Here is a 22,803-nt window from a genome sequence, read left to right on the forward strand (position 1 = left end):
TTACTAATCCTGGATTACATAAATTGTTAGTTCAATTGAATCTGAACATTCTCCTTCAACCAGGGTATATGTAGTAGTATAAGAACCAACTCCCCTTTCATTAAAGTCATTAATCAGGTCCCAAATGGAGGGATCAAATGATCCACTTCTACTTACTCCCTGTGGCAGAAGGCTCAAATAAAGTTTTCTGACTTCATCCCAACTGGGAATAGCCTCAGCTTCGGAAAAAGTTATAGACTTTGAGCTTTCTGTTACTGAGATTAAATTACAGGATGGATCTGCTTGAGGGTCTGCAACCACATAAACAGTTAGCTCCACCGAATCTACACAACCCCCTTCAGTTACAGTATAGGTAGTAGTATAAGTTCCCGGTCCTGTGTAAGAATTAATAATGTCCCAAATAGAAGGATCGAATTCTCCGTTGCGTGAAACTCCCGGATCTAATAAACTTAAATAAAGTTTTCTAACCTCGTCCCAACTCGGAACTGCATCTGCCTCAGATTGTGTTAGAGTTATAGAAGCGTCTGCCCCTGCACTTAATTCACAGGTAGGATCTGAAGAACCATCAGGAACCACGACAATAGTTAACTCAACTGAATCTGAACAATCTCCATCAGTTATAGTATAAGTAGTAGTATAACTTCCGGGGCCAGTATAGGAGTTGATTATGTCCCAGATAGAAGGATCAAATTCACCATTACGTGCTACACCTTCTTCTAAAAGGCTTAAATAAAGTTTCCTGACTTCATCCCAACTTGGAACAGCATCTGCTTCAGAGTTGGTAAGGGTTTTTGAAGCATCGGCACCTGCACTCAGGTCACAGGTTGGATCCTCAACAGGCAAACTTTCTACCACGTTTATGGTAAGCACCACAGAATCGGAACAATCACCTTCGGTCACAGTATAGACAGTAGTAAATTCTCCCAGAGGGTTTTCATTAAATGCGTCAATAAGATCCCAAATGGAAGGATCAAACTCTCCGTTCCTGCTCACACCTTCCTCTAGCAGGCTTAGGTATAATTTTCGCACTTCATCCCAACTTGGAATCGCTTCGGCCTGTGCAACTGTAATAGTAGTTGATTTATCGGCTCCTGCGCTCACTGCACAAACGTCATTTTCCTCAGCAGAAGCAGTTAAGGAATGAAGGTCGCCATATTCCATATAGCTGTCATCTTCAACAGAACAGGAATAAAAAATTGTGACTATAACTAACAAGTAAATTTTTTTCATAATAAATTGATTGAGTTTCTATTATGATGAATTTACACCTTAGATTTACTTGTGGTCTAAGGAAAAATCTAATTTCGATTAAGGGATAATTACCTCGGGAGAAGGCAAAATATTTAGATATTTTAATAAGAATTTACAGGATCCTTATAGGAAAAGGATGTCTAATATTTTCTGCAATTCTGATAATTTTATTAAAAAATATGTTAAAGAAACTTCTCACTCCGACAGCTGCAGGTCTTTTAGTCCCAAAAAGAGAATAAAAAGTTCCGCTTTAGCTATATTTGACAGAGAACAGATTAATTCACATGGAGAAAAAAAAACTCATTATTTACGGAGTAGGACGATTTGCAGAGTATGTTCAATATGTATTTGAGCAAGATAGCAGTTACATAGTGGAAGCATTCTGTATTGAAAGCAAACTAATGGATCTTCAGACATGGAAATCCAAAATTCCATTAATTTCTTTAGAAGTTTTTTTAAAGGAATATTCTGTTGAGAATTATTTTGTATTTGTAGCTGTAGGAAACAATAATATCCGGAAACATTTTTTTTTACTTTTTAAAGAAAATGGATTTAGCTTGGCTAACTATATTTCTACCCAATGCAGTTCATGGCCTAATCTTAGGCTTGGAGAAAATATATTTATAGATGAAGGATGCGTACTCCAACCTTTTATTGAAATTGGTGATAATTCCATATTATTTACATCGCAAATTGGCCACCACACCCATATAGGAAAACATAGTTTAATAAGTGGAGCCAAAACCGGAGGTAATGTAAAGATAGGAGATAACTGTTATGTCGGCCTTAATGCATCCATAAAACAAAACATTTCTGTAGCAGATAATTCGATAGTAGGGATGGGCTGCATTATAGAAAAAGATACAGATTTAAATGAAGTATATACCCATAAAGGTACGGTTAAAAGAAAAATTGATGCTACACAAATTTCATCCCGTTTCTTAAGGTGATGAATTTCGAAGCTTTTAAAAATAAATATCAAAAGACAGAGGTAGAACATTTTCCCCATCAGGTACCTTCTAATCCCACAGTGTCTGTACTTGTACAAGCTTATAACCATGAAGCTTTTATTGAGCAGTGCCTGGAAAGTATTCTAGTACAAAACACTGATTTTGATTATGAAATTTTGCTGGGAGAGGATTATTCTACTGATCGCACCAGGGAGATTTGCCTGGAATACGCCACTAAACACCCTGAGAAGATCAGGCTCTTTTTACATCACCCTGATAACAAGATCAAGGTTCTTAACACGACGACAGGAAATTTCAATGCTTTTTACAACTTGTTTTCAGCCAGAGGCAAGTATATTGCTTTTTGCGAGGGAGATGATTATTGGAATGATCCTGCAAAACTTCAAAAGCAGGTAAATTTCCTGAACTCTAATCCCTCCTATGTACTGGCATATCATGGCTTTAAAGAAGAGTTTGAAGAGGGGGGAAATCGAAAACCTTTAGAACAACCTTTAATCGATCTTTCCTCAAATGAATTGGCTAAACTTATCTACCATCCTTTATTATCTACGACATGTTTTAAAAATTTTGGAAAAGAACTACCGGAAGAGATATTTGAAGTGCTGAATGTGGACAGTTTTATTTTGAGTTTATTGGGAAATTACGGGGAAGCAAAATATTTAAATGTAGTAAAATTAAGCTCATACCGTCGACATCTGTCCGGTGCCTGGAGCTCAAAATCAGGAGATCTACGACTTTTGCAAAAATTAAATACCCTAAAGAAAATCCAGTTATATTACAGAAATCTGAATAAGTCTAAACTTGCATTCCATTTTAAGAGGCAATCTCAACTATATTATAAAGCTTTGAGTCGTCATTATTTTTTAAAAGCTGATTACAGAAATTTTTTAAAATATATCTTTAAAGCCATTTAAACTGGAGAACTTTAATAAGTGCCTTAAGATATACGGGCCTCACTTTCCAGGCCTTGTAAAAATATTCTCTAGCTTCAGAGTTTTTATTAATTTTTTCAGATAAATAACCTAATTGATATAACAAGCGGGAATAGGAAGCAGGGTCTTGCTCATACACATACTTATGTTTTTTTGCCAGGTATTTTAGGGCTGCTATTTTATTTAACGGCAAGGAATTTTCACGAATAGCTTTTATTTCATAGATCAAAAATATATCATCAACGACTTTATATTTTAACTCCTGAATTTGAGCAATGCGCATTCCCAGTTCATAATTCTCACCGAAATGTAATTTTTCATCAAACCCCCCGGTTTCTTCAAAAAGTGATTTTCTATAACACGCACTTCCGGACAAAAAGCTAGCAGTAATATTATTGTAGATCTTTTCCAATTTAGATGGTTTCCAGACCTCTGTTCGGTCATCATAAAGTTTTCTAACCTCCCAGAAAATAAGATCTAAATTTTCCAAATTTAAGGAATTGAGCTTCGTGATCAAACCCGGTAAAAGAAGATCATCTGAATCCAGAAAAATTACAAAGTCCCCATTAGATTCAGCTAAGCCTTTATTTCTCGCAGCGGAAACTCCCCTGTTTTCCTGAAAGTAATACCTGATCCTTTTATCAGCCAAATATTTTTGAATTGCATCACCAGTATTATCTGTTGAACCATCATCTATAATAATTAATTCCCAGTTTTTTGAGGTTTGAGCTAAAACACTCTCTATGCTCTTTAATATCAAATGGGAACGGTTAAAAGTCGGTATGATAATGGAAAAAAGTCTATCCATTTGAGCCATTATTGTGCAGAGATGAAAGCGTCTCCATTGTGACTGAACTAAAATCATACTTAACTTTCAGTTTTTTATAATTATCCAGAATATGAATTAACTCCTTCATATTATTTTTCGGATCTCCTCCAAAATTATGCGGATGCCACCAAAGATGATAGATCTGATTGTGTTTAGCAGCAGCTTCCATTTCAGAAATAATCCTTTGAAGCCTCTTTTTATTCTGAAACCTTTTGCGACTATATGGTCTTAACAACCTGCTCGCTTTTTGTCCTTGTATCCCCGGAAAGATCTCGGGCAGATCTGAATAGGATTTATCATTCAGGCCAAAATAAGCATCGCCTGTTCTGAAGACTTTTTGCAGCAAGCTATCCTTTTGGGTATCTTTCCAATACCAGTTCTCGGGATTGGTTCTAACTGCACCCAAGCCAATCTGTCTGCAAATCTCGAGGTATTCTTTATTATATTGATTCCTAGGGAAGACCAGGGACTTTAATTCTATCCCGAACTTCTGCGCTATCCAACATGCCATTGTGAGGTCGGCATTAAAACCATCAATACCCTGCCCCGGTTCAAGACAATAATAATGAGAATAGGTATGGGTACCTATCTCCTGTCCTGGTGTTTCTTTAATTCGTTTTATTAGATCTGGTGCGAAACACAATTCTTCGGTTTCCTTACTTTGGATGGATTTCCCATAAGAATAAGCAGAAAGTTTCTTGTTCTCGTATTCCGGCAGGACATCGGGAATATTCTGGTTCCATTCTTCCCAGCTCTCATTGAACAACATGCCCACCGTCGCCCAGGTGCATGAGATTTCGTTCTTTTGAAATAATTGAAGAATCTGAGGAATAACTTGTCGGGTCTTCAGAAAGTATTCTTTCTTCTCTCTCCAATCCACCTTATCAAAGACGCCCCACAGCAATTCAAAATCCAGTGATATTACTAAAGCGCCGTTACCTATCATGTTAATTGGTTAATTAGTTTCTTGGTTAATTTATTAATTGGCGCATAAGATACTCTAAATTCCCAAAGCTTTCCATACCATAAACTCCATGTCCCCTCGTCTCAAAGTCTCCCTGTCTCAAGTAGCAACTTCCACCTTTCTTGACTTTAATGTTCTAATCCGTCTTAGCCTCATGATTCTGTCATACTTTTGTTGTGCTAAATAATAATAGATCACAAAAAACAGAAAGTACATCACCATTGATTTTTGCCGCATAATGATTCCGAGGTTTGACATTACAAAAGACATTGCAATCGAAGCTAAAAGAAAAACTGCAATGCTCATCTTTACACTTACCGGCGATTTTTTTAAGAAACTCAAAAAATTTTTCTTCAGAATTTTAAAAAATAATAGTAAATATACAAGATTCTCAATAGAAACTATCAACCCTAATAAGCCCGGGGCATCTATGAATAAAGGCCTAAACCAAAAGGTAAAAAGTTTTAAGAGAAGTGGATAATTTGCCATATCAACTCCTGACCCGGATTTCGCGAGCTCTGCTCCACGATCCTCAGAAAATTGTTCAAAGCCTTGCACAAGATTTCCGGATTCTTCCAGTCCTGCCATTCCCAAAATAGTATCCTGTACCAAAATTAAAGCCCCAATCATTCCTGCATAGATCGTCACTTTTTTCCACAAAGCAACTTTCTCTCGTCCTGTCATATAGCCCAGTACTGTTCCAATACCAACGAAAAGGAACACATGTGGTCTAACGTAGTAAGTAATAATTGAAGAAATAATTAAAATGCCCCATCTACTTTTAGGTTTTCCTATTGCATAAGCAAACATCATTAGACTCATAAAGATGGGAGCCCCCTTTCCAAGTGAGGCAGTCCAGAAATGCATATTGGGAAGAAAAAGAACTAATGTCAGAAAATCAAAATTAAAGACTTTGATTTTCACAGGAATGTTTTCCCTAAAAAAAAGATAAGCATAAACAAATCCAATATATCCAAACCATGCAAACAGCAGCATCATCATTTCATAATTAAAGCCCAATATATTCACGAAAGGCCAGGTCAAAAAGTCAATAAAGGTCGTACTCGTTCCAAAGTGATTGAACCAACTTCTACTGACTTCAACTCTTCCGAAATAGCCATAGGAGTCAGAATTATTAAATTGTGCATAAGTGTAATAAACACCGAAAAAGAACAGGTGATATACAAATAAGATATTCATCAATTTCTTAGAGAACCAGATATGCTTTTGGGCAAAAGCCTTGAATAGCCCTTGATTAATAAGAAACAGGATTAATATGAGAACAATGGCTCCTATCATCTAAAACAATTCAAGATCTCCCAGGCTATAAGCCCAGGATTTGAGGTTTAAAAACTCCTGTTGATGTTCCTTTATTGGCCTATAGGTAAGAACCGGACCAAAATTCCCAGTAATTCCGGTTTTAAAAGGAATTACTGTATCCGGAGAAATACTTAAGAATTTTGCACCCGATAACTTTGCTAACCGGAGAATAGCTATTTTAGCCGGTTTCGTACCGGACTTAGCAAGAATAGCATCCGACACTCTTAATTCATTAATTTTTTTACGTTCTTTCACGTACCCGGCTATAAAATATTTCTCATCGAATATCACTTTGTATTTCTGTAATGGATTGTCAAGATAACGCCATTTAATATAAGCTATATCCTTCGGAGTAAAAATTTGCCCGCTTGCCTTCAACTGCTCATGGTGAGTTTTTAGCAGCTCGTTAATCACATCTTTATTACCGGAAACCCCATATTCCATTTTACTATTACTAAACTGCAACAAATTCAGAGGACGTAATGTTATTTTAAGCTTATCTACTTCTTCCCATCCCATTTTTAGGTATCCAGGTTTGCTTTGGTCATTCGGGGTGTTGAAGACAAAATGATCTCCTCTTTCTTTCCCTATTTCCAGAGCCTGTAAAGTTAATTTTTTAAAAATTCCCTTTCCCTGGTGTTTCGGGTGGGTTGCAGTATCAACTGCCCGAAAAGCAGAAAACACCTCTTCCCCTCTCTGCCACCGCCAACGCATAAAGGCGCGAACCCCAACTATTTTTTTTTCCTCTTCAGCCACCAACACCAAAGATTCTCCAAAAGGATTATCAATATGCTTATACCGCCAGACCTCTTCAGTTTTTTTAGAGGAAGTTTCACCCAAACTGGCTTTAAGTACCTTTAGGATTTGAGGGATGTCCTTGTGTGTAGCTTCTCTAATAGTCATCGGGGATTGATTAATTTGGGATTCGTTAATTCGTTAATTCGGGGTTCGGTAAATCCTTATTTCGAACTCCAGATATTATCATTTCTTTACAAAATCACTATATATTTTTTCCAGCTCATCAACCATCTTGGTCAAACTAAAATTATCTACAACTCTTTCTCGGGCGGCTCTTTTATAGTTCTTTAATTTTTCAGGATCATCTATAAGGATTTGACAAAGCTGCGGAAGTTTTTTCCATTTATCAACTTCACAAGTCAATCCGTCTTGTTCATTTCTGATCACCTCTTTTATCCCACCGGCATCTGTGGCTACCACAGCGCACTCCATACTCATGGCTTCCAGTAAGGCTATTGGTAGTCCTTCAAAGGAAGAGCTCATCATAAAAATGTCCATAGCTTCAAAATAAGGCTTAACATCGGTTTTTAGCCCCGGAAAAAACACCACATTTTCCAGGTCCAGATCTTTCCACTCTTTTTTGATCTCCTCTTCCAGAGGGCCGGCCCCTACAATTATACCGTAAACATTTGAATTCTCTTTCCGTATCTTCTTAATTACCTGCAACCATTCCACCAGGCGTTTCTGAAACCTGAAAACAGCGACATTTCCAAAAACAATCGCGTTTTCCGGAATCCCTAATTCTTTTCTAATTTGTGAATCACCTGTTCTTTTGAAGGATTCTGTATTCACACCATTTAAAAGAGTTTGGACCGGAATTTCAGGATGGATATTTTTATTAATTGAGCAGGTCACATCTTCTGAAACCCCCAGAGCCAGGCTTTGGGAGTTAAATGTTAGTTTATTAATATTTTTGGTGGCAATATGATAGCGTTCCTGCATATTGTGCTCGGTATAAACTACAGGGATTCCTATCCTGGCATGAACCAGCCGGCCTACAAATCCGGCCCAGGGAAGATGACAATGAATCAGGTCAATTCCATGCTCTTTGGTATAGGAAATGATATTTTTGTACTGAAGCAACAATCGAATATTGTCTTTCGCCTCCAGACAAGTTATCTTCCCGCCGGCTTTTTGTAGCGCCTCTACCATTTGATCCTTCCAGGGTAGAAAATAGATGTAATGAAATTCGAAATTTTCCCTGTCGTGAAGCTTCAGGGTTTCAGGAAGTAACATTTCCGCCCCTCCTCTTCCCAAAGATTTAATGATGTGAAGTATTTTAGTTTTTGCCATAGCTACAGCAAAGTTAAGGCATTATGGCCCCTGGCCAAGATTTTAAAATATAATTAGTATTCAGTGATGCTCAGGTCTTAAGTTGAGAGGGTTTTCTCCCCTTTCCAACTCCATATAACTGGTTAAGAAATCTTCTTTAATATCAGTATTCAGGAAATTTTCGCATATAAGGGCATAAGCATTTTGGACTATGGAAACCATAAGTTCTTTATTCCTCTTTAGCTCTATAACCGCATCGGAAAAACCTTTTTCGTCGTCAAACTTAATAAGTTTTCCGGTCAGATTATTTGATAAAACTTCAGAGACTCCACCGACATTATATGCCACAACGGGAGTTTTATAGTACATAGCCTCCAATATTACGCCGGGAAGACCTTCTACCAGGCTCGGTAATAAAAAGGTGTCAGAAAAAATTAAATAATCCCGGGGATTTTCAATTTCTCCTAAAAAATCAACGTTCTCAGAAAGTTCAAGGTCTGATACCAATTTCTTGATGTTGGGGATTAAAGGCCCTTCTCCGATTAAGCTCAGGTGAAAATTATTATTCTTAGCAACGGTTTTATTAAAAATCTTAATAAGGCCTATGTGATTTTTTTCCCGTGTAAAGGAGCCTATATGTAAAAGATTGAATTTCTCTTTGTTTTTAAAGGGATTTTTTATTTTTTTTTTATCCAGATCCAATGTTTCTTCAACACCCACTGGAATAACTAAACTTTTATTTTTTGTAAAAGGAAATAAAATATTCAGGTCCTTCAGGGAGGCCTGGGAAACTGAAATGATCAAATCTATTTTTTTCAATAGAAAGGCATTTACATTTTTGGTGAGTTTATTTTTTATATAGAAACTGGAAGTACTGGCATTTCGATAGACCAGGGGGGCTTTCCATCTAAAAAATAATTTCGAAAGCACTGCATACTTTAAAGTATCAGAAGCATTGGCCTGAATTATATCAGGTTGAAAAGATTTAACGATCTCATTAAGTTTTCTCCATCCATTTGGATCAAAGCTCCTATGCCGTTTATTCCGGTTCAGGGATTCTATTTTCCCGTCAAATGGAAGATGGGCCGTACCATCATATATACTGATGATCTTAACTATATGCCCTGAACTCTGAAGGTGGTTACCCAGTTGAGAAGCAAATACCTCTGCCCCCCGCAGTTGTTTTTTTTGTATAATTTGTAAGATCCGAAGTTTTTCCTTTTCTAATCGCTTATTTGCTAAACGGGTATATAAGACTTCAAACTTCCTGGCATTCCTCAAAGGATTAAATTCATTTTGAACCAGCCTAAAGGCATTTTCTCCCATTTCCTTATTGATTTCAGAATTGGAAACAAGAGAAATAAGACGTTCTTTAAATTCCTTTTTGTCAAAGTTATCTATAATAAACCCTGTCTTCCCATTAATTAATACTTCCGGCACTCCACCCACATTAGTGGCCACACTGGGAACCCTTTGACTTGCTGCTTCCAGGATCACTCCGGGAACTCCCTCTATTTTACTTGCCAAAATAAAACAATCAGCTTGAGACAATAATTCAGGGATGTCCTTTCGAAACCCCAGCAAGAAGACAGTATGCTCAAGAGACTGCTTTTTTATCTGGTGTTGTATCGAAGAAAAGTTTATCCCATCTCCTACACAAACTAATTTTATTCCGGAATTTTCCTTCTTTATCCTGGAAAAAATATCTAAAAGAAACTCATGATTTTTCTCGGGACTAAAATTCCCTATATGCATTACAATCTTGTCTTTATCCTTTAATTTTAATTCATCCCTAAGGCTATGATCAATTTGTGATGTTTTTATTTCCTTAATAGGAATGCCACGCCTTATAACTGAAGTTTGCCCTTCAGGATATCCCAAAGTATTTATTAGATCCTGTATAGATTCAGATCCCACTGATGTCACGTGAGCTACTCTTTTGAATAGGTACTTGTATACCTTTAGCTTGATGGGACTGTCTATCCATTCGCTGATAGTACTTATGTTGCGGTAAGTTATCGGGGTTTTTGGAGTAAAGAAAGAGGCTACCACCATATATTTGAGGGTGTCGGAGCCATTACATTGTACTACGTCCGGTTTTTCTTTCTTTATGAGTGCAACCAGGTTCTTAACCAAATAGAATGAAAAATTCCCTGTTTTTTTGGTACAAAGGTCAATATTAAGTGCATTTTCAACCTCCAAGATATCAGAATCATGCTGATAGAGCCCTGCAAAGATAATTTCATGCCCGAATTCTATAAGTTCAGAACTTAAATTTGCTGCGAAAACCTCTGCTCCCCTGTATTGCCTTTTTGTTACTAATTGTAGAATTTTCATCGTTGCAATAATTGATCATAGGTCAATTCATACTCATCAACAATTTTATATATTGAAAAATCGGTCAATGCTTTTCTATATGCTAAATCCAATTTTCCATTCCAGTCAATCGATTTTGCCATTTCCATTTTGGAAACCAGATCCTTAATATTTCCCGGTTCAAAAATTAAACTTGTCTCTTTGTTAATACATTCCAAATTCTCAGGTATGTTGGAGGCTATTATCGGAGTCTTGGAGTACATGGCTTCAACCAGAGCACCGGGTAATCCTTCATAATACGATGGGAAAATAAAATAGCTTGATTTAGATAATAATTCCGGAACATCACTTCTCTGACCAAGTAATTCAACTTTGTCTTTAAGATTTAATCTTGTTATTTTAGTTATCAACTCTTTTCTTAGAGGCCCTTCTCCTACTAAAATTAATTTAGAATCAGGAAATTTGATCAAATGTTCGGCAAATGCATGAACTAAATCTAATTGACCTTTTCTTTTAATCAATCTACCTACACAGATATAAAGATCAATGTGATTTTTACCTGAGTTACTAGGCTGTTTCTCGATATTTACCTGATCGAAAATTTCCGGATCTCTTCCACGGTAAATCACTTTTACTTTACCAGGATTAAGCCCAAGGGCACTAGATGTAGTTTTTTTTATAGTTTCTGAATTGGAAAAATAGAAATCGACCTTTGAAGATGATTTTGCATCTTTAATTTGAGTATAGAATAATTTTAGGGCTCTTATAGGTGACAACGTTTTGTAACGTTGCATGCCATAGGTGTTATTTACCAAGCTGTTTATTAAAACATATTCATGTGATCTACTTATTTCTCGGGATAATAAACAAGATCTGATTAAAGTTGCATGAATAACCAAAGGTTTTATACTGGAAACGATTTTATCCAACTCCGTTTTAAGAAAAGTTTGTTTTGTTTCTTTTTCAAAATCAAGACTGATTACCTTAATACCTCTTTGAACATACTCCTCTTTTAGATGTGAACCTTTAAATAAAGTTACAACGATTGGTTTATATCTTTTAAATCTACTTGAAATCTCTAATATGCTGCGTTCTGCACCCCCAATTTCTAAAGTATCCAGTATAAATAAAACAATAGGTTTCTCTTCCAAAATTTCCATTTTAACTAGACAACTGTTTGTGAAGCTGGATAGCTTTCTTTTTTGGAAACATTTTAAACAACATATATAGAATAGTGGGTTTAACGCCGTCAAATCTAATTATTGAATAAGCTTTCTTGGCTAATTCTATATCTCCATCGTATAACGAAAGCCAGAGCAATTTATAATACCATTTAAACCTTAATATGTCATCATTTAGTATTGTCTCTTTATTTTTTTCAATTATTATGTCATAAGATTTTTTCTTTTCTGAAAAGTCTGATCTAACACTCCCGGGCTGAGTATTTATAGAAAGTAATATTTCTTCTAATACAGTATATTGAAATTTCATCCGGAGCCTGATTAAAAAATCCGTATCTACTGCTGTTCTCAATCTTTCATCAAATCTTAAATCCGAAAAACATTTTCTTTTAATAAGAAAACCTCTACCAATTCCTACATGTAACTGATAAAGAAATTGATCCGGATGGCATTTTGTCTTTGGTATCCAAATTGAATCAGTGTAACTTCTATCTATTGCAACGGTTCTTGTACCGGACCAGAGAAAATCAGCATCTTTACTATTGCTCAGTTTATTAAAAGCCTTTTCTAAATAATCCGGTAAATATTCATCATCACTATCTAAGAAAGCGATATAATCACCTTTTGCGTTTTCCACCCCCACATTTCTGGCTACAGCATTTCCTCCATTTTCTTTATATCCAATAAAGCGAATTCTTGGATCCTCAAAACTCTTTACTACCTCCTCAGTATTATCGGTAGAAGCGTCATCAACTATTAAATATTCAAAATTATCATAGGTCTGATCAAGAACACTTTTTATAGCCCGTTGAATCAGGTGCCCACGATTATAGGTAGGTGTAATAACACTAATTAATTTCGGTTCCATTAAACTATATTCTTAATTTTTTCTATTGTAAGATCATTTTCAAAAAGTGATTTATTCCTTTTGATTCTTTCCTCATCCCAATCCCACCATTTAATTCTTTCCAGCTCTTTTTGAATTTCTTCATCAAATCTGTATTTAATTATTTTTCCAGGATTACCTCCCACAATGGCATAATTCGGTACATCCTTCGTAATAACTGTATTTGCTGCAATTACCGCTCCATTCCCAATCTTAACACCAGACAGAATAACAGAATGGGCCCCTATCCATACATCATTTCCAATAATAATATCACCTTTAGATGATAAATCCTTTTGAGATTTATCATTGAAAAATCTTTTAAAAATGAGATAAGTCGATAAAGAATGGAATTTATGATTAAACTCCTGTATTGATACATTTCGGGCTATAGAACAGAATTTTCCAATTTTCACTTTATTTATCCCCGAAATAATATCAAGATTAGGACCATTTATAGATGTATAATCATCAATCTCAACATTTCCCGATACATAAACTCCTCCAACGAGCCTAACACTCCTTCCAATCCAGATCTTTCCCTTTAAATTTACCTGGTTTAAATAAGCCGAATTGTCTATATAACTCCCTCTGGTAAGTTTTCGATAATTATAGAATCTTAATAATCTAAAAAGGTAATTACTTATTATTGTTTTTATTTTCCCTAGCATAAGAGTTTTTATCTAAATGGATCCTTTTTCATAAACCTCCTCATTTTTTAAAAGCTTATTAAAATGCCAAACTAAAAGGCTTCCAGTGAGTAAAGTAAAAAGGGAGATGAGCAACTTTATATAAAAATTTAATTCAACAGCAAAATAAGCAATCACCGTAAGGACTATTGTTGTAAAAAGCCATAAGAGAGGATAATACTTAACTTCTGTATTATCTTTAAAAACCTTAAAATAATAGCCTGCATAGCCCATGAACATATAAGCTACAAATGTGGTGAACGCAGCTACTTCAAAACCAAATAATGGAAGTAATAAAAGATTTAAAATTACATTTATTATTCCTGCTGTTAGAGTCAATTTCCACATTACGTTTGTAAATTCATAGAACATCGTCTTAGAACTAAATGCTAAATACATGGGGCGATAATTATAAGCCATCACTATAACAATCCCCAGATAGTACATTTTAGCTAGTTCCTCATTTCGAATTAGAAAATCAAAAGCCTCTTTCATCCATAAACAAACACCAAATGTTAAAAGAAAAAAGCTGGTTTGTAAAATAAAAATTAGATTGCGAGCTTTCTTTTCCTGTTTTTTTTTATAAAATCCATTAATCAAAGGCCCCACCGCCAGGCCACTCGCAGTCCCCAATGAATTCATCACGTTGCCAACCGTATAGGCAACATTGTATTTTCCAATATCTCCTGTTCCTATTTTCATTACATCCATAACCATCTTATCAGAGCTATTTAGAAGATAAGAAGAGTAATAATGAGGAACTAGTGGAAGGCTTACCTTTAGAGAGTTCCTTATAAGCCTCCTTTTAAAATTATAAATAGGTTTAAACCCAAGAACAAAGTTCAATGGATAGAAAAAAGAAACATTATATATCATTCCAACTATAAATGATGACCAAAACCAACCCATATAACCCATTTTATAATGGGATATAAAAAGTATATTTAAACCAATTCCAAGAAAACCAAAAATGGCACTTCGGGATGCGATTTGAACAGGTTTCTGCTTCAGTTGATAATAAGCCGTACCAATAGATTTTGTGGGCCCAAAAAATATAAGAGGCCCCATATTTAGAAATAATATGGTCCACTTATCTTTTTCGGCAACATCTGGGATTACCATATAAATTAAAAGTCCTAAGATAAAAGCATATATAATATTCCAATAGTTAAGAAAACCATATATCTGCCTCCAGGCCCATTTATATTGACCCGGGGATTTAAAAAATGCATTTACCAGAACAACTTTTAATCCCAAAGTAGCTAATACTGATATAGCCGAAGTATAGGCTGTTAGGACTCCTGAAACGCCATAATCAATATCGGTTAGATCTTTTGTGATAATAGGAAGAGCGAGAAAACTGCCGATCTTGGTTATTTGAGGTGCCAGGCCATAGATAGCTGTATGAGAAAATAGTTTTTTTATCATTCAGATTCTTTCTTCTTATGGGTTTGATTTAGGCGTTCCAATCTCAGTTTACGCAGCAAAATAATAGGTTTTATATTCCCTACTTTAATAATAATTCAATCGCAGAAATCATTTCATTTTTTACACTAATTTTTTTTCTTCCTTCCAGACTCTCAATCAAAGGCCAAAGATCTCCTTTAGTTTGTTTAAAATTCATCTTCTCATCTATGATATCAGAAAAATACACTTCACCTAGCGGATCAACTATTATATTTGGAGTTCCCAACATAGAAGCTTCCAATACACAGCCCGATGACTTTGAAATATGTACACTTGCATTTTTTAAAACAAGAGGTAAGGGCAAGTTTGTAGCGTCATCAAGATTAACTAGATGATCTAAACTACGTTCATTTATCACTGCCTTTATTTCCAGAATATCATTCTCCGTCATTCGGGGGTGCATTCTTAACCACCATTCGTATCCATCCTTTGTACTCTCAATAGCATCTAAAAGGATATCTGGAAGAAAGGGTAAAATTGGTTGCAAAGAAAAAAGGAGTATTTTTTTTTCTTCAAAATGCTTTAGGTCGTAATGTTGTGATTCCAGAAAGTATACCCATGGATTCCCCCCCTTAATCACATTGTGGAATGAAGTATTATTCAACCTATTTTGTAAATTGCTTAAAGACATGTCATCCCAAACCCAGAAATAATCAGGCAAACAGGTATATCCGGCATTGGGTACCTTATTAAATCCTGTATATGCCGCATGTAGCATACCCTGAGGGCCATGTTGAACATCAACTGATCGAACTCCCTTTCTACTAGCGGCCAGATTTAAACCATACATCGCATCGTGATAATAGCATAATTCAAAGCAAAGCTTTGCGTTTGTAGCCTTTAGTAAAAGTTCATAAACTTTCGCCCAGTTTAACACTGCGATAATTTTTTTAAAAAAAGCCTTTTTATTAAAATGAACTTTAAAAGAATGTTCATACTCAGCTATTATAATTTGTAGTAGCTCATTGTTTGCCAATGAAGTCCACGTATCTTTTCTTTTAGTTATTCTTTTAAAAAAATAATAAATCGAGGTTAAAGGAAAATGATTTTCTTTGAGTGTATAATCCTTTCTATTTTTTACAGAATAGTCTGCGTTCAAAAATTTTACTTTCTCATGATCTAAATATTCACTCATGGGATCATAAAACCTGTTTACGAACTTACTCCTATAATATGACCTGTGAGTATGAGAAGCAGCAAAGATCACATCAACTTTGTTTATAAGGCCAAATTTTAGCTTTAAATACCCAATAAAACCTTTTACATTTTCTAGAATATTATATAATTTAAATTTTAGAGCTTTTGAGCTTTGTATGGGTTGATTAGTATTCTTTATATATCCTTCTCTTTTTACAATATCCTTAAAAAGAGACCAACGTAATATCGGCCAAATATGAAGATCATTTTGCTTAAGTTTCCCACAATCATAATTTACTTCTACCTCATTAAGCCAATCAATAATCTCTTTTCTTTTTTCAAGCATATCCAAACTTTTCCTAAATTAAATTTTAAATGGCTCACCTCTTTTAAAGCTTCGAGGAGATTTAGTCCCAATTAATGATTTTAAATGCTTTGGATGCATACCGAAGCCAGGTCGAATAGATTTGACATTTTTTTCAGTAATAGGCTCTCCCTCTTTTATATCATCTACTACATATAAAGATCTCGAGAATTCTCTTCCTTTTTTCTGTTTTTCTGTTAGATGATAGTCCACCTTTCCAATTGCCTTTCCAGCATTACGAACAGCCTTTACCATTTCAGAAAATTCTTTTTCATCTAAGGAAAAAGAGGCATCGGGACCTCCAACATTCTTATCCAGAATAAAATGTTTTTCAATCACCCTTGCTCCAAAACAGGTAGCCACAACCGGCACCGTAATACCAAGTGTATGATCAGACAAACCACTAATAACATTATATCTTTCTGCCAGGTCCCTTACCATTACCATATTTGCTTCTTCTATAGGCGCCGGATATGAGGAAGTACACTTGAGTAATATGATATTATTATTACCCATTTTTTTACAGGCTTCCAGTGCTAATTCAATATCCTGTTGTTCTGCGATCCCGGTGGAGATTATAACCGGTTTACCTTTAGACGCTACTAATTCTATAAGTGGTATATCGGTTATTTCAAAGGATGCTATTTTATATGCAGGAACATCAAGGTTTTCCAGGAATTCCACCGAAGTAGGATCAAACGGTGAAGAAAAACATTCAAGACCTTCCCGTTTCGCTTCTTCCATTATTATGGGATGCCATTCCCAGGGCGTATAAGCTTCTTTATACAGGTCGTACAAATATTTTCCGTCCCAAATTGTACCCTGTTTTAACCTGAAATCTTCCCTCTTGGAATCTATTGTTATGGTATCTGCAGTATACGTTTGCAATTTAATGGCATCCGCGCCCGCCCTTTTTGCAGCTCTTACAGATTCCAGGGCGGTATCCAGACTACCATTATGATTGGCTGATAGTTCCGCTATGATAAATACTTCATTACTATTCTTACCAATTGAAAAGTTTCCTATTTTCATTTCCTAATCTCCTTTTTAAATTTTACTTCATTTCCACTGCCAAAACCTTCTTCATAACCCAGTTTTCGAAAAATTTTTAATGATGCAATATTATTGTTCATAACATAGCCGGTTACATACTTAATATTATTATCAGTTATTTTAAGTTTTTCCACACCTAATTTTAATAGGGATAGCCCGAGGCCTTTGCCATGAAATTCAGGATCTAAAAGATAACTGACTATTGCCTCTTCTCTATTATGTTTGTCAAATCTAATTGAACCTACAGCACAATCATTTATTCTTGCAATAAAATAATAACAATTATCGTCTTCTATTTTTGCAAATAGCCAATTTTTATGTTCTTCATAACCAATTTCTGATTTTGAAAAAGAATATGCCCTTACCTCGGGATTTTTAGCCCAGTTATATGTGACCTGCAAATCATCAGCCTTAGCTTCTTCTAAAGAAACGTTGGCCTCTTCTAATAGTGCAGAGAATGTCTTTAATAATCGCTGGGAAGATTTGCCGTCGATTAAATTGGAATTCTTTTTTTTAGTAAACTTTAAACTTAGCAAGGCTTCTCTTAAATCCCTTTCTTCAAAATTGCCTGCATCGGCAAACGCGTTTATTGCCTTATAATTTTCATAAATAAATTGCTGATTATTTATATACATGCCAGCAACAGGAATTAATCCTAAGGCCATAACTTCCAGTAAAATGCCGCTTGCAGGTACCAAAGCATGACTACAAGACTTCATTACAGCAATCATAGCTTCGGCCTGCAAATTCTGGTACAAAAAAATCTTGTCATCTTTTTTTGAGGAAATATAGTCTACCAGTAGTCCATAATTTGAATAAGCACTACCGGTCACAATTTTTATTTCATCAAATAATTTGATGTCAATTAAAATATCCAGACTTCTTCTTGTTAAGTCCTCAGGGTCACTCCCGCCAAAGCAAACAAAAACCCCTTTTTTAGATAAGTTTGTTTTCTTTTCTTTTTGTCTGGCTAATTTTAGAAATTCTGGCCTTAGCATTGCATATTCTATTCCAAGAGCATACTGGGTATAGCTTTGTGCTTTATAATCGGAGGGAAGTATTCCTGGAGCGTGGTTAATTATCAAATCTGCATAAAATTCTTTCTCATGAAGATCGTCTATACACACTAATTTATTGCCTTTTTCCTTTATGATTTTCTGGAAGGCGGTATCCAATCCGTAATGGTCCAATACCACAATCCCATCACCATTTAGTACCTCCAAAAACTCATCTTCTATACTTATTATATTTACCGCCAAATTCTTTTGTTTAAAGGCATTCAAAAGAGAATTTGGCACTTCCTTACAAAAAAAATCAACAGTAAATCGAGATTTTAGCATTTCGGCCAAAGCATAACAACGCATTAAGTGTCCATGACCAATACTTGAATTTCCATCCACCCGAAACAATATTTTATTTACCATTATATTTTTGAATAATTTTAATATTTAAAAATTAATGAGTGTTCTATTAATCCAATTTATACACAAATCCTTCATACCCAATATATTTTTGACCTTATAAATAAGAAGATAAAATTTGGTTAGGATGTTTTTAATCAAATAACTTTGAAACAATTAGATCAAAATAATCATGCTGATCTTCTTTAGTTAATATTAAGCTGGGCGTTAATGCTAAACCCCTTCTTTACGCCACCGCATAATATCATAGCGGTCTTCATATCGAATTGGAACAATTGATAAATTTCCTGATAAAAATACCTGATTACTAAGTGCCTTATAGTTATTCACGTATGTTTATTTAGTAATGAAAGGGTCCGAGTAAGCTCATATTTCTTTAATAATGGTATAGCAATCGAAAGTTCTTCTGATAAGGAATTAAGTTCAGATTTTTGATAATTATTAAGGTTTACTTCAAATATCCAGGGATATTTCTCCAAACATAACTCCACTAAATCCATTCCTCCCACTTCCATATCATATTTTAGGGCAATACTTAAAACAGATGAAAGAACTAAAAAATCTGATGGGTAATCTAATGTTAATCTTAAATTGCTTAAGTCTTTATCCTTAAGAGGGTAAATAAAATTAACTCGGTACTTTGAATCCTTTTTAAAAAAAGCAGTTACATGCTCCTTATCATGTTCCGATAATTGCTCATGTTTCAAACCCAGTAATTTTTCAGTAGTTATTATTTCCATATTCATCCCTGCTGGTAAACCCTTTGTATTGGTATAATCAGCATTAGCTGAAAAATGTTCTCGCAAAGCTGTATTTAATACTTTTAAATCAACGAGGGGGTTATCGCCTGTCAGCCGCACAATAAAATCAAAATTATTTTTGGATGCAATTTCGATGTAACGACTTAAAACATTTTTTTCATCTCCTCGAAAACAGTTAACTCCCTTTTCCTTGCAAAAAGATTCCAAAACATCATTTTCTTTGTTCTTTGATGTAGCTATATATATAGACGATTGGGGTATATTAAATTTCTTTAATTCATCAATTATCCAATCAAGTGTACAAAGTTCACTACCAAATGGAATAGGCATCAAAATCTTACCCGGCAATCGTGTAGATTGCATCCTGGCTTGAATAATGAAGCCTATATTCAATTTATTTAATGCTCCACCCTCCATCTACAATAATATTTTGTCCTGTAATATAATTTGAAGCATCTGAAGCCAAAAAAACAAAAGCTCCGGCAAGATCTTCAGGTTTTCCTATTCGACCCAAACAGGTTTTCCTTTCCAGGGCATTCACAAATTTCATATCCTGCTGCACTGAAGAAGAAGGAAAGGGACCAGGCGTAATAGTATTAACATTAATATTTCGGTCACCTAAATAGCTGGCATAATACTTAGTCAATTGGACGATTCCTGCCTTTGCAGCACCATAATGAGGTGGATTCAAAAAATCTGGAGATGCCTCATAGACGTTAAAATCTGGGGCAACAATCCCATACATGGAGGCAACATTAATAATTTTACCACCTTTATCGAAAAACGGTATAATTTCCCTTATACTATAAAAAACGGAACTTAAAGAACCGTCTATCCCTGAAGACCAGTCCTGATCACTCATTTTTTCAGGTGATTGGCCGGACAAATAAAACGCATTATTAATTAATACATCGATTGGAGTAATTTCGTTAATAGAGGAAAAACTTTCTCGAATACTCTGAGAATCCGAAATATCACAATACTGGAATTTAAGTCTTTGGTTTAATTCAGGATTCTGAGCAAAGGTACTCTCAAATTTATCCTTACTTCTGGCCAACACAAAGACCTTGGCATTATGATATATTAAACTTTCGGTAATGGCCTTCCCTAAATATCCATAGCCACCGGTTATCAAAACTATTTTGCCGTCTAGATCAAAATTATAAATCATACTTCCTTTAATTTGGCCAGTTGCTAGGCATTAATATTTTTTCACTAATATTTTTATTAAGACAAGGCAGATCAGCGGCATTTTTCAAACTCAAAATATTCCGTAACAGTTGATCGGAATTTTCAATACCTATTACTACCTGATGTATAAAATCTTTCTCAAGCACAAATTTCAACAGGCTTCCCGGTAAATTATCAATGGAGTTTTGTAACTCTCTTAATAATGGCTTAATTTCTTCAAAATAATTATTCAGTTTGTCCGGGGGCATAAAAAACAATCCCTGCATAAATACAGACCTGGTATGGATTTCACAAGTATTGCTAATCTGTTTCAAAATAGCTTCAAATCTTCTATCAAAATAATTATATGGCACCTGAATTAGATCTGGCTGAAATCCTATATCCAGTAATTTGGTTAGCTCATTTGGGCTGTTTAGTGAATAACCAATCTTTTTAACCAATCCCTTCTCTTTCAACAAAACTAACTCTTCCCATCGTTCAGGTTTCTCCAATAAATCCTGAGGTCTATGTGCTAAATAAGCATATAATTGGTCTATCCTTAAGTTATTTAATGTCAAACATAATTGATCTTTTATATGGTTTTTGCCTTCAGGCGGTAAAAATTTAGAAATAATCTGAAAGGAGCTTAAATCATATTTCCCTAAAATTTCTTCAGCATTTCCATAAGCCGAAGCAGAATCTAAAAGAGTAATATTACTTTCTTGGGCTAATTGGAGTATTTGTAAAACTTCCCTTTCAGATGTTTGACCATTTTTATTGGAAATTCCATATGGCATTCCAAATTGAACTGTTCCTAAACCTATTTTAGAAAAGTCTTTACCCATAAAAAGATTTAATTATTTCTATGACATATTTCTGTTCCTCTTCAGACAGGGTAGGATACATTGGTAAACTAATACAATGCTTATAGTAGTTTTCGGCAGAAGGCATGTCTCCTTCTTTCCATCCAAACTGACGATAATAAGGCATCAAATGACAGGGGATATAATGAATCTGGGCAAAAATATTATGATCCCTTAAGTGATTATACAACCCAAGCCTATCCTTAACCTCTATTATATACAGATGATAGGCATGACCCTTTACAACTCCTGACTGGCCAAGAATAAATGGTTTCTCCTTAAAGGCTTCATAGTAACCGGCGGCTATCTCACGTCTGCGTTTTATACCTTCATCAGCCCTTTTTAACTGACTTGAACCAAGGGCCGCCTGAAAATCGGTAATCCTGTAATTAAAACCAAGCTCCTGCATTTCCATATACCAGGCAGGGTATTCCCCATTGCCTCCGGCAAAATCAATAGAATTTTTATAGAGTTGGTCTCCCTTTACTATTCCATGAGTTCTGAGCTGCTTCAATTTCTCATATAACTCTTCATCGTTGGTGGTTATCATACCACCTTCTCCACTGGCAATATGTTTTACCGGGTGAAAGGAGAAAATTGCCAGATCGGCGAATTTTCCATTGCCACAGAATTGTTTTTCACCTTTACTATCTTCAAAAAAACCTCCTGGAGCGTGGCATGAATCTTCAATAATCCATAGATCATGTTCATCTGCAAGTTCTCTCCATTCTTCTAAATTTACGGCTCTGCCGGCAAAATCCACCGGAATTACTCCTTTATAGGTGCCTTTCGGGGAATTTTGAAGCAAGTCCCTTGTATTATCAATATCAAGCAAATAGGTTTCGGGGTTAATGTCTCCAAACACAACTTCTCCTCCACAATAGCGGACACAGTTGGCAGAAGCTGCAAAAGTTATGGGAGTTGTAATCACCTTATCTCCCTCTTTAATATTTAAGGCAAGAGCACATAAATGAAGGGCAGCAGTGCCATTAGAAACAGCAACAGCATACTTACTTCCAATATATTGCGCAAAAGCCTCCTCGAATTCATAAATCCTGGGACCCTGTGTCAAAAAATCTGATTTAAGGGTTTCAATTACCGCAGCAATATCTTCTTCTGTGATATTTTGCCTTCCGTAGGGAATAGGTTTTTGCATAA

At 35.2% G+C, this 22,803-nt stretch carries 20 protein-coding genes; 2 read left to right on the forward strand and 18 right to left on the reverse strand.

Annotation, left to right across the window (positions count from 1 at the left end; genetic code table 11):
• Positions 1-3 precede the first annotated feature (3 nt).
• A complete protein-coding gene (locus OQ279_RS06995) occupies positions 4-1,230 on the reverse strand; it encodes a hypothetical protein (protein WP_266069149.1) in 1,227 nt (408 codons plus the stop codon).
• A gap of 305 nt (positions 1,231-1,535) precedes the next feature.
• On the opposite strand from OQ279_RS06995, the gene OQ279_RS07000 reads away from it, so the two are divergent.
• Entirely contained in the window at positions 1,536-2,201 is a 666-nt protein-coding gene (locus tag OQ279_RS07000) for an acetyltransferase (protein ID WP_266069150.1), read from the forward strand.
• Positions 2,201-3,136: a glycosyltransferase family 2 protein gene (locus tag OQ279_RS07005; protein WP_266069151.1), complete on the forward strand. Its 936-nt coding sequence runs from the start codon at positions 2,201-2,203 to the stop codon at positions 3,134-3,136. The genes OQ279_RS07000 and OQ279_RS07005 overlap by 1 nt, the downstream gene beginning before the upstream one ends.
• Here OQ279_RS07005 and OQ279_RS07010 read toward each other — a convergent pair.
• From OQ279_RS07010 to pseC, 17 genes are all read right to left on the reverse strand, one after another.
• Positions 3,123-3,962: a glycosyltransferase family 2 protein gene (locus OQ279_RS07010; RefSeq protein ID WP_266069152.1), complete on the reverse strand. Its 840-nt coding sequence runs from the start codon at positions 3,960-3,962 to the stop codon at positions 3,123-3,125. The two genes, OQ279_RS07005 and OQ279_RS07010, sit on opposite strands and share 14 nt — an antisense overlap.
• Positions 3,955-4,929, reverse strand: coding sequence for a polysaccharide deacetylase family protein (locus tag OQ279_RS07015; RefSeq protein WP_266069153.1), 975 nt, complete (start codon positions 4,927-4,929; stop codon positions 3,955-3,957). Before OQ279_RS07015 ends, OQ279_RS07010 begins: the two co-directional genes overlap by 8 nt.
• A gap of 117 nt (positions 4,930-5,046) precedes the next feature.
• The gene (locus OQ279_RS07020; RefSeq protein WP_266069154.1) at positions 5,047-6,147 is read right to left on the reverse strand and encodes a hypothetical protein; all 1,101 of its coding nucleotides are present in this window, start codon (positions 6,145-6,147) and stop codon (positions 5,047-5,049) included.
• 99 nt (positions 6,148-6,246) lie between these two features.
• A complete protein-coding gene (locus tag OQ279_RS07025; protein ID WP_266069155.1) occupies positions 6,247-7,170 on the reverse strand; it encodes a GNAT family N-acetyltransferase in 924 nt (307 codons plus the stop codon).
• A 78-nt stretch (positions 7,171-7,248) separates the two neighbouring features.
• Entirely contained in the window at positions 7,249-8,358 is a 1,110-nt protein-coding gene (locus tag OQ279_RS07030; protein ID WP_266069156.1) for a glycosyltransferase, read from the reverse strand.
• A 60-nt stretch (positions 8,359-8,418) separates the two neighbouring features.
• The gene (locus OQ279_RS07035) at positions 8,419-10,674 is read right to left on the reverse strand and encodes a glycosyltransferase (RefSeq protein WP_266069158.1); all 2,256 of its coding nucleotides are present in this window, start codon (positions 10,672-10,674) and stop codon (positions 8,419-8,421) included.
• On the reverse strand, positions 10,671-11,813 hold the full coding sequence (locus OQ279_RS07040; protein WP_266069159.1) for a glycosyltransferase: 1,143 nt from the start codon (positions 11,811-11,813) through the stop codon (positions 10,671-10,673). Before OQ279_RS07040 ends, OQ279_RS07035 begins: the two co-directional genes overlap by 4 nt.
• A gap of 1 nt (position 11,814) precedes the next feature.
• Entirely contained in the window at positions 11,815-12,702 is an 888-nt protein-coding gene (locus OQ279_RS07045) for a glycosyltransferase family 2 protein (protein WP_266069160.1), read from the reverse strand.
• Positions 12,702-13,391: a CatB-related O-acetyltransferase gene (locus tag OQ279_RS07050; RefSeq protein WP_266069161.1), complete on the reverse strand. Its 690-nt coding sequence runs from the start codon at positions 13,389-13,391 to the stop codon at positions 12,702-12,704. The genes OQ279_RS07045 and OQ279_RS07050 overlap by 1 nt, the downstream gene beginning before the upstream one ends.
• A 12-nt stretch (positions 13,392-13,403) precedes the next feature.
• Positions 13,404-14,837, reverse strand: a complete 1,434-nt coding sequence (locus tag OQ279_RS07055) for a lipopolysaccharide biosynthesis protein (RefSeq protein WP_266069162.1) — start codon at positions 14,835-14,837, stop codon at positions 13,404-13,406.
• 79 nt (positions 14,838-14,916) lie between these two features.
• On the reverse strand, positions 14,917-16,359 hold the full coding sequence (locus OQ279_RS07060; protein WP_266069163.1) for a hypothetical protein: 1,443 nt from the start codon (positions 16,357-16,359) through the stop codon (positions 14,917-14,919).
• A gap of 18 nt (positions 16,360-16,377) precedes the next feature.
• On the reverse strand, positions 16,378-17,409 hold the full coding sequence (pseI, locus tag OQ279_RS07065; protein ID WP_266069164.1) for a pseudaminic acid synthase: 1,032 nt from the start codon (positions 17,407-17,409) through the stop codon (positions 16,378-16,380).
• A complete protein-coding gene (gene pseG, locus OQ279_RS07070) occupies positions 17,406-18,854 on the reverse strand; it encodes a UDP-2,4-diacetamido-2,4,6-trideoxy-beta-L-altropyranose hydrolase (RefSeq protein WP_266069165.1) in 1,449 nt (482 codons plus the stop codon). The genes pseI and pseG overlap by 4 nt, the downstream gene beginning before the upstream one ends.
• 323 nt (positions 18,855-19,177) lie before the next feature.
• Positions 19,178-20,029 carry a cytidylyltransferase domain-containing protein gene (locus tag OQ279_RS07075; protein ID WP_266069166.1) on the reverse strand — a complete coding sequence of 284 codons (852 nt, stop codon included), beginning with the start codon at positions 20,027-20,029 and terminating at the stop codon, positions 19,178-19,180.
• Positions 20,007-20,783 carry an SDR family NAD(P)-dependent oxidoreductase gene (locus OQ279_RS07080; protein ID WP_266069167.1) on the reverse strand — a complete coding sequence of 259 codons (777 nt, stop codon included), beginning with the start codon at positions 20,781-20,783 and terminating at the stop codon, positions 20,007-20,009. The genes OQ279_RS07075 and OQ279_RS07080 overlap by 23 nt, the downstream gene beginning before the upstream one ends.
• A 7-nt stretch (positions 20,784-20,790) precedes the next feature.
• Positions 20,791-21,627: an aldo/keto reductase gene (locus tag OQ279_RS07085; protein WP_266069168.1), complete on the reverse strand. Its 837-nt coding sequence runs from the start codon at positions 21,625-21,627 to the stop codon at positions 20,791-20,793.
• Positions 21,620-22,801 (reverse strand): UDP-4-amino-4,6-dideoxy-N-acetyl-beta-L-altrosamine transaminase, encoded by a 1,182-nt coding sequence (pseC, locus tag OQ279_RS07090; RefSeq protein WP_266069169.1) that lies wholly within the window; start codon positions 22,799-22,801, stop codon positions 21,620-21,622. Before pseC ends, OQ279_RS07085 begins: the two co-directional genes overlap by 8 nt.
• Between the last annotated feature and the right edge of the window lie 2 nt (positions 22,802-22,803).

The sequence above is a fragment of the Salinimicrobium profundisediminis genome (assembly GCF_026241755.1).
GTDB lineage: Bacteria > Bacteroidota > Bacteroidia > Flavobacteriales > Flavobacteriaceae > Salinimicrobium > Salinimicrobium profundisediminis.

Coding starts and splice junctions, on each gene's coding strand:
- OQ279_RS07010 (WP_266069152.1), bottom strand. CDS start 3,962: ATGGATAGACTTTTTTCCATTATCATACCGACTTTTAACCGTTCCCAT.
- OQ279_RS07040 (WP_266069159.1), bottom strand. CDS start 11,813: ATGGAAATTTTGGAAGAGAAACCTATTGTTTTATTTATACTGGATACT.
- OQ279_RS07085 (WP_266069168.1), bottom strand. CDS start 21,627: ATGGGTAAAGACTTTTCTAAAATAGGTTTAGGAACAGTTCAATTTGGA.
- pseG (WP_266069165.1), bottom strand. CDS start 18,854: ATGGTAAATAAAATATTGTTTCGGGTGGATGGAAATTCAAGTATTGGT.
- OQ279_RS07000 (WP_266069150.1), top strand. CDS start 1,536: ATGGAGAAAAAAAAACTCATTATTTACGGAGTAGGACGATTTGCAGAG.
- OQ279_RS07035 (WP_266069158.1), bottom strand. CDS start 10,674: ATGAAAATTCTACAATTAGTAACAAAAAGGCAATACAGGGGAGCAGAG.
- OQ279_RS07050 (WP_266069161.1), bottom strand. CDS start 13,391: ATGCTAGGGAAAATAAAAACAATAATAAGTAATTACCTTTTTAGATTA.
- pseC (WP_266069169.1), bottom strand. CDS start 22,801: ATGCAAAAACCTATTCCCTACGGAAGGCAAAATATCACAGAAGAAGAT.
- pseI (WP_266069164.1), bottom strand. CDS start 17,409: ATGAAAATAGGAAACTTTTCAATTGGTAAGAATAGTAATGAAGTATTT.
- OQ279_RS07015 (WP_266069153.1), bottom strand. CDS start 4,929: ATGATAGGTAACGGCGCTTTAGTAATATCACTGGATTTTGAATTGCTG.
- OQ279_RS07080 (WP_266069167.1), bottom strand. CDS start 20,783: ATGATTTATAATTTTGATCTAGACGGCAAAATAGTTTTGATAACCGGT.
- OQ279_RS07030 (WP_266069156.1), bottom strand. CDS start 8,358: ATGGCAAAAACTAAAATACTTCACATCATTAAATCTTTGGGAAGAGGA.
- OQ279_RS07020 (WP_266069154.1), bottom strand. CDS start 6,147: ATGAATATCTTATTTGTATATCACCTGTTCTTTTTCGGTGTTTATTAC.
- OQ279_RS07075 (WP_266069166.1), bottom strand. CDS start 20,029: ATGGAGGGTGGAGCATTAAATAAATTGAATATAGGCTTCATTATTCAA.
- OQ279_RS07060 (WP_266069163.1), bottom strand. CDS start 16,359: ATGCTTGAAAAAAGAAAAGAGATTATTGATTGGCTTAATGAGGTAGAA.
- OQ279_RS07045 (WP_266069160.1), bottom strand. CDS start 12,702: ATGGAACCGAAATTAATTAGTGTTATTACACCTACCTATAATCGTGGG.
- OQ279_RS07055 (WP_266069162.1), bottom strand. CDS start 14,837: ATGATAAAAAAACTATTTTCTCATACAGCTATCTATGGCCTGGCACCT.
- OQ279_RS07005 (WP_266069151.1), top strand. CDS start 2,201: ATGAATTTCGAAGCTTTTAAAAATAAATATCAAAAGACAGAGGTAGAA.
- OQ279_RS07025 (WP_266069155.1), bottom strand. CDS start 7,170: ATGACTATTAGAGAAGCTACACACAAGGACATCCCTCAAATCCTAAAG.
- OQ279_RS06995 (WP_266069149.1), bottom strand. CDS start 1,230: ATGAAAAAAATTTACTTGTTAGTTATAGTCACAATTTTTTATTCCTGT.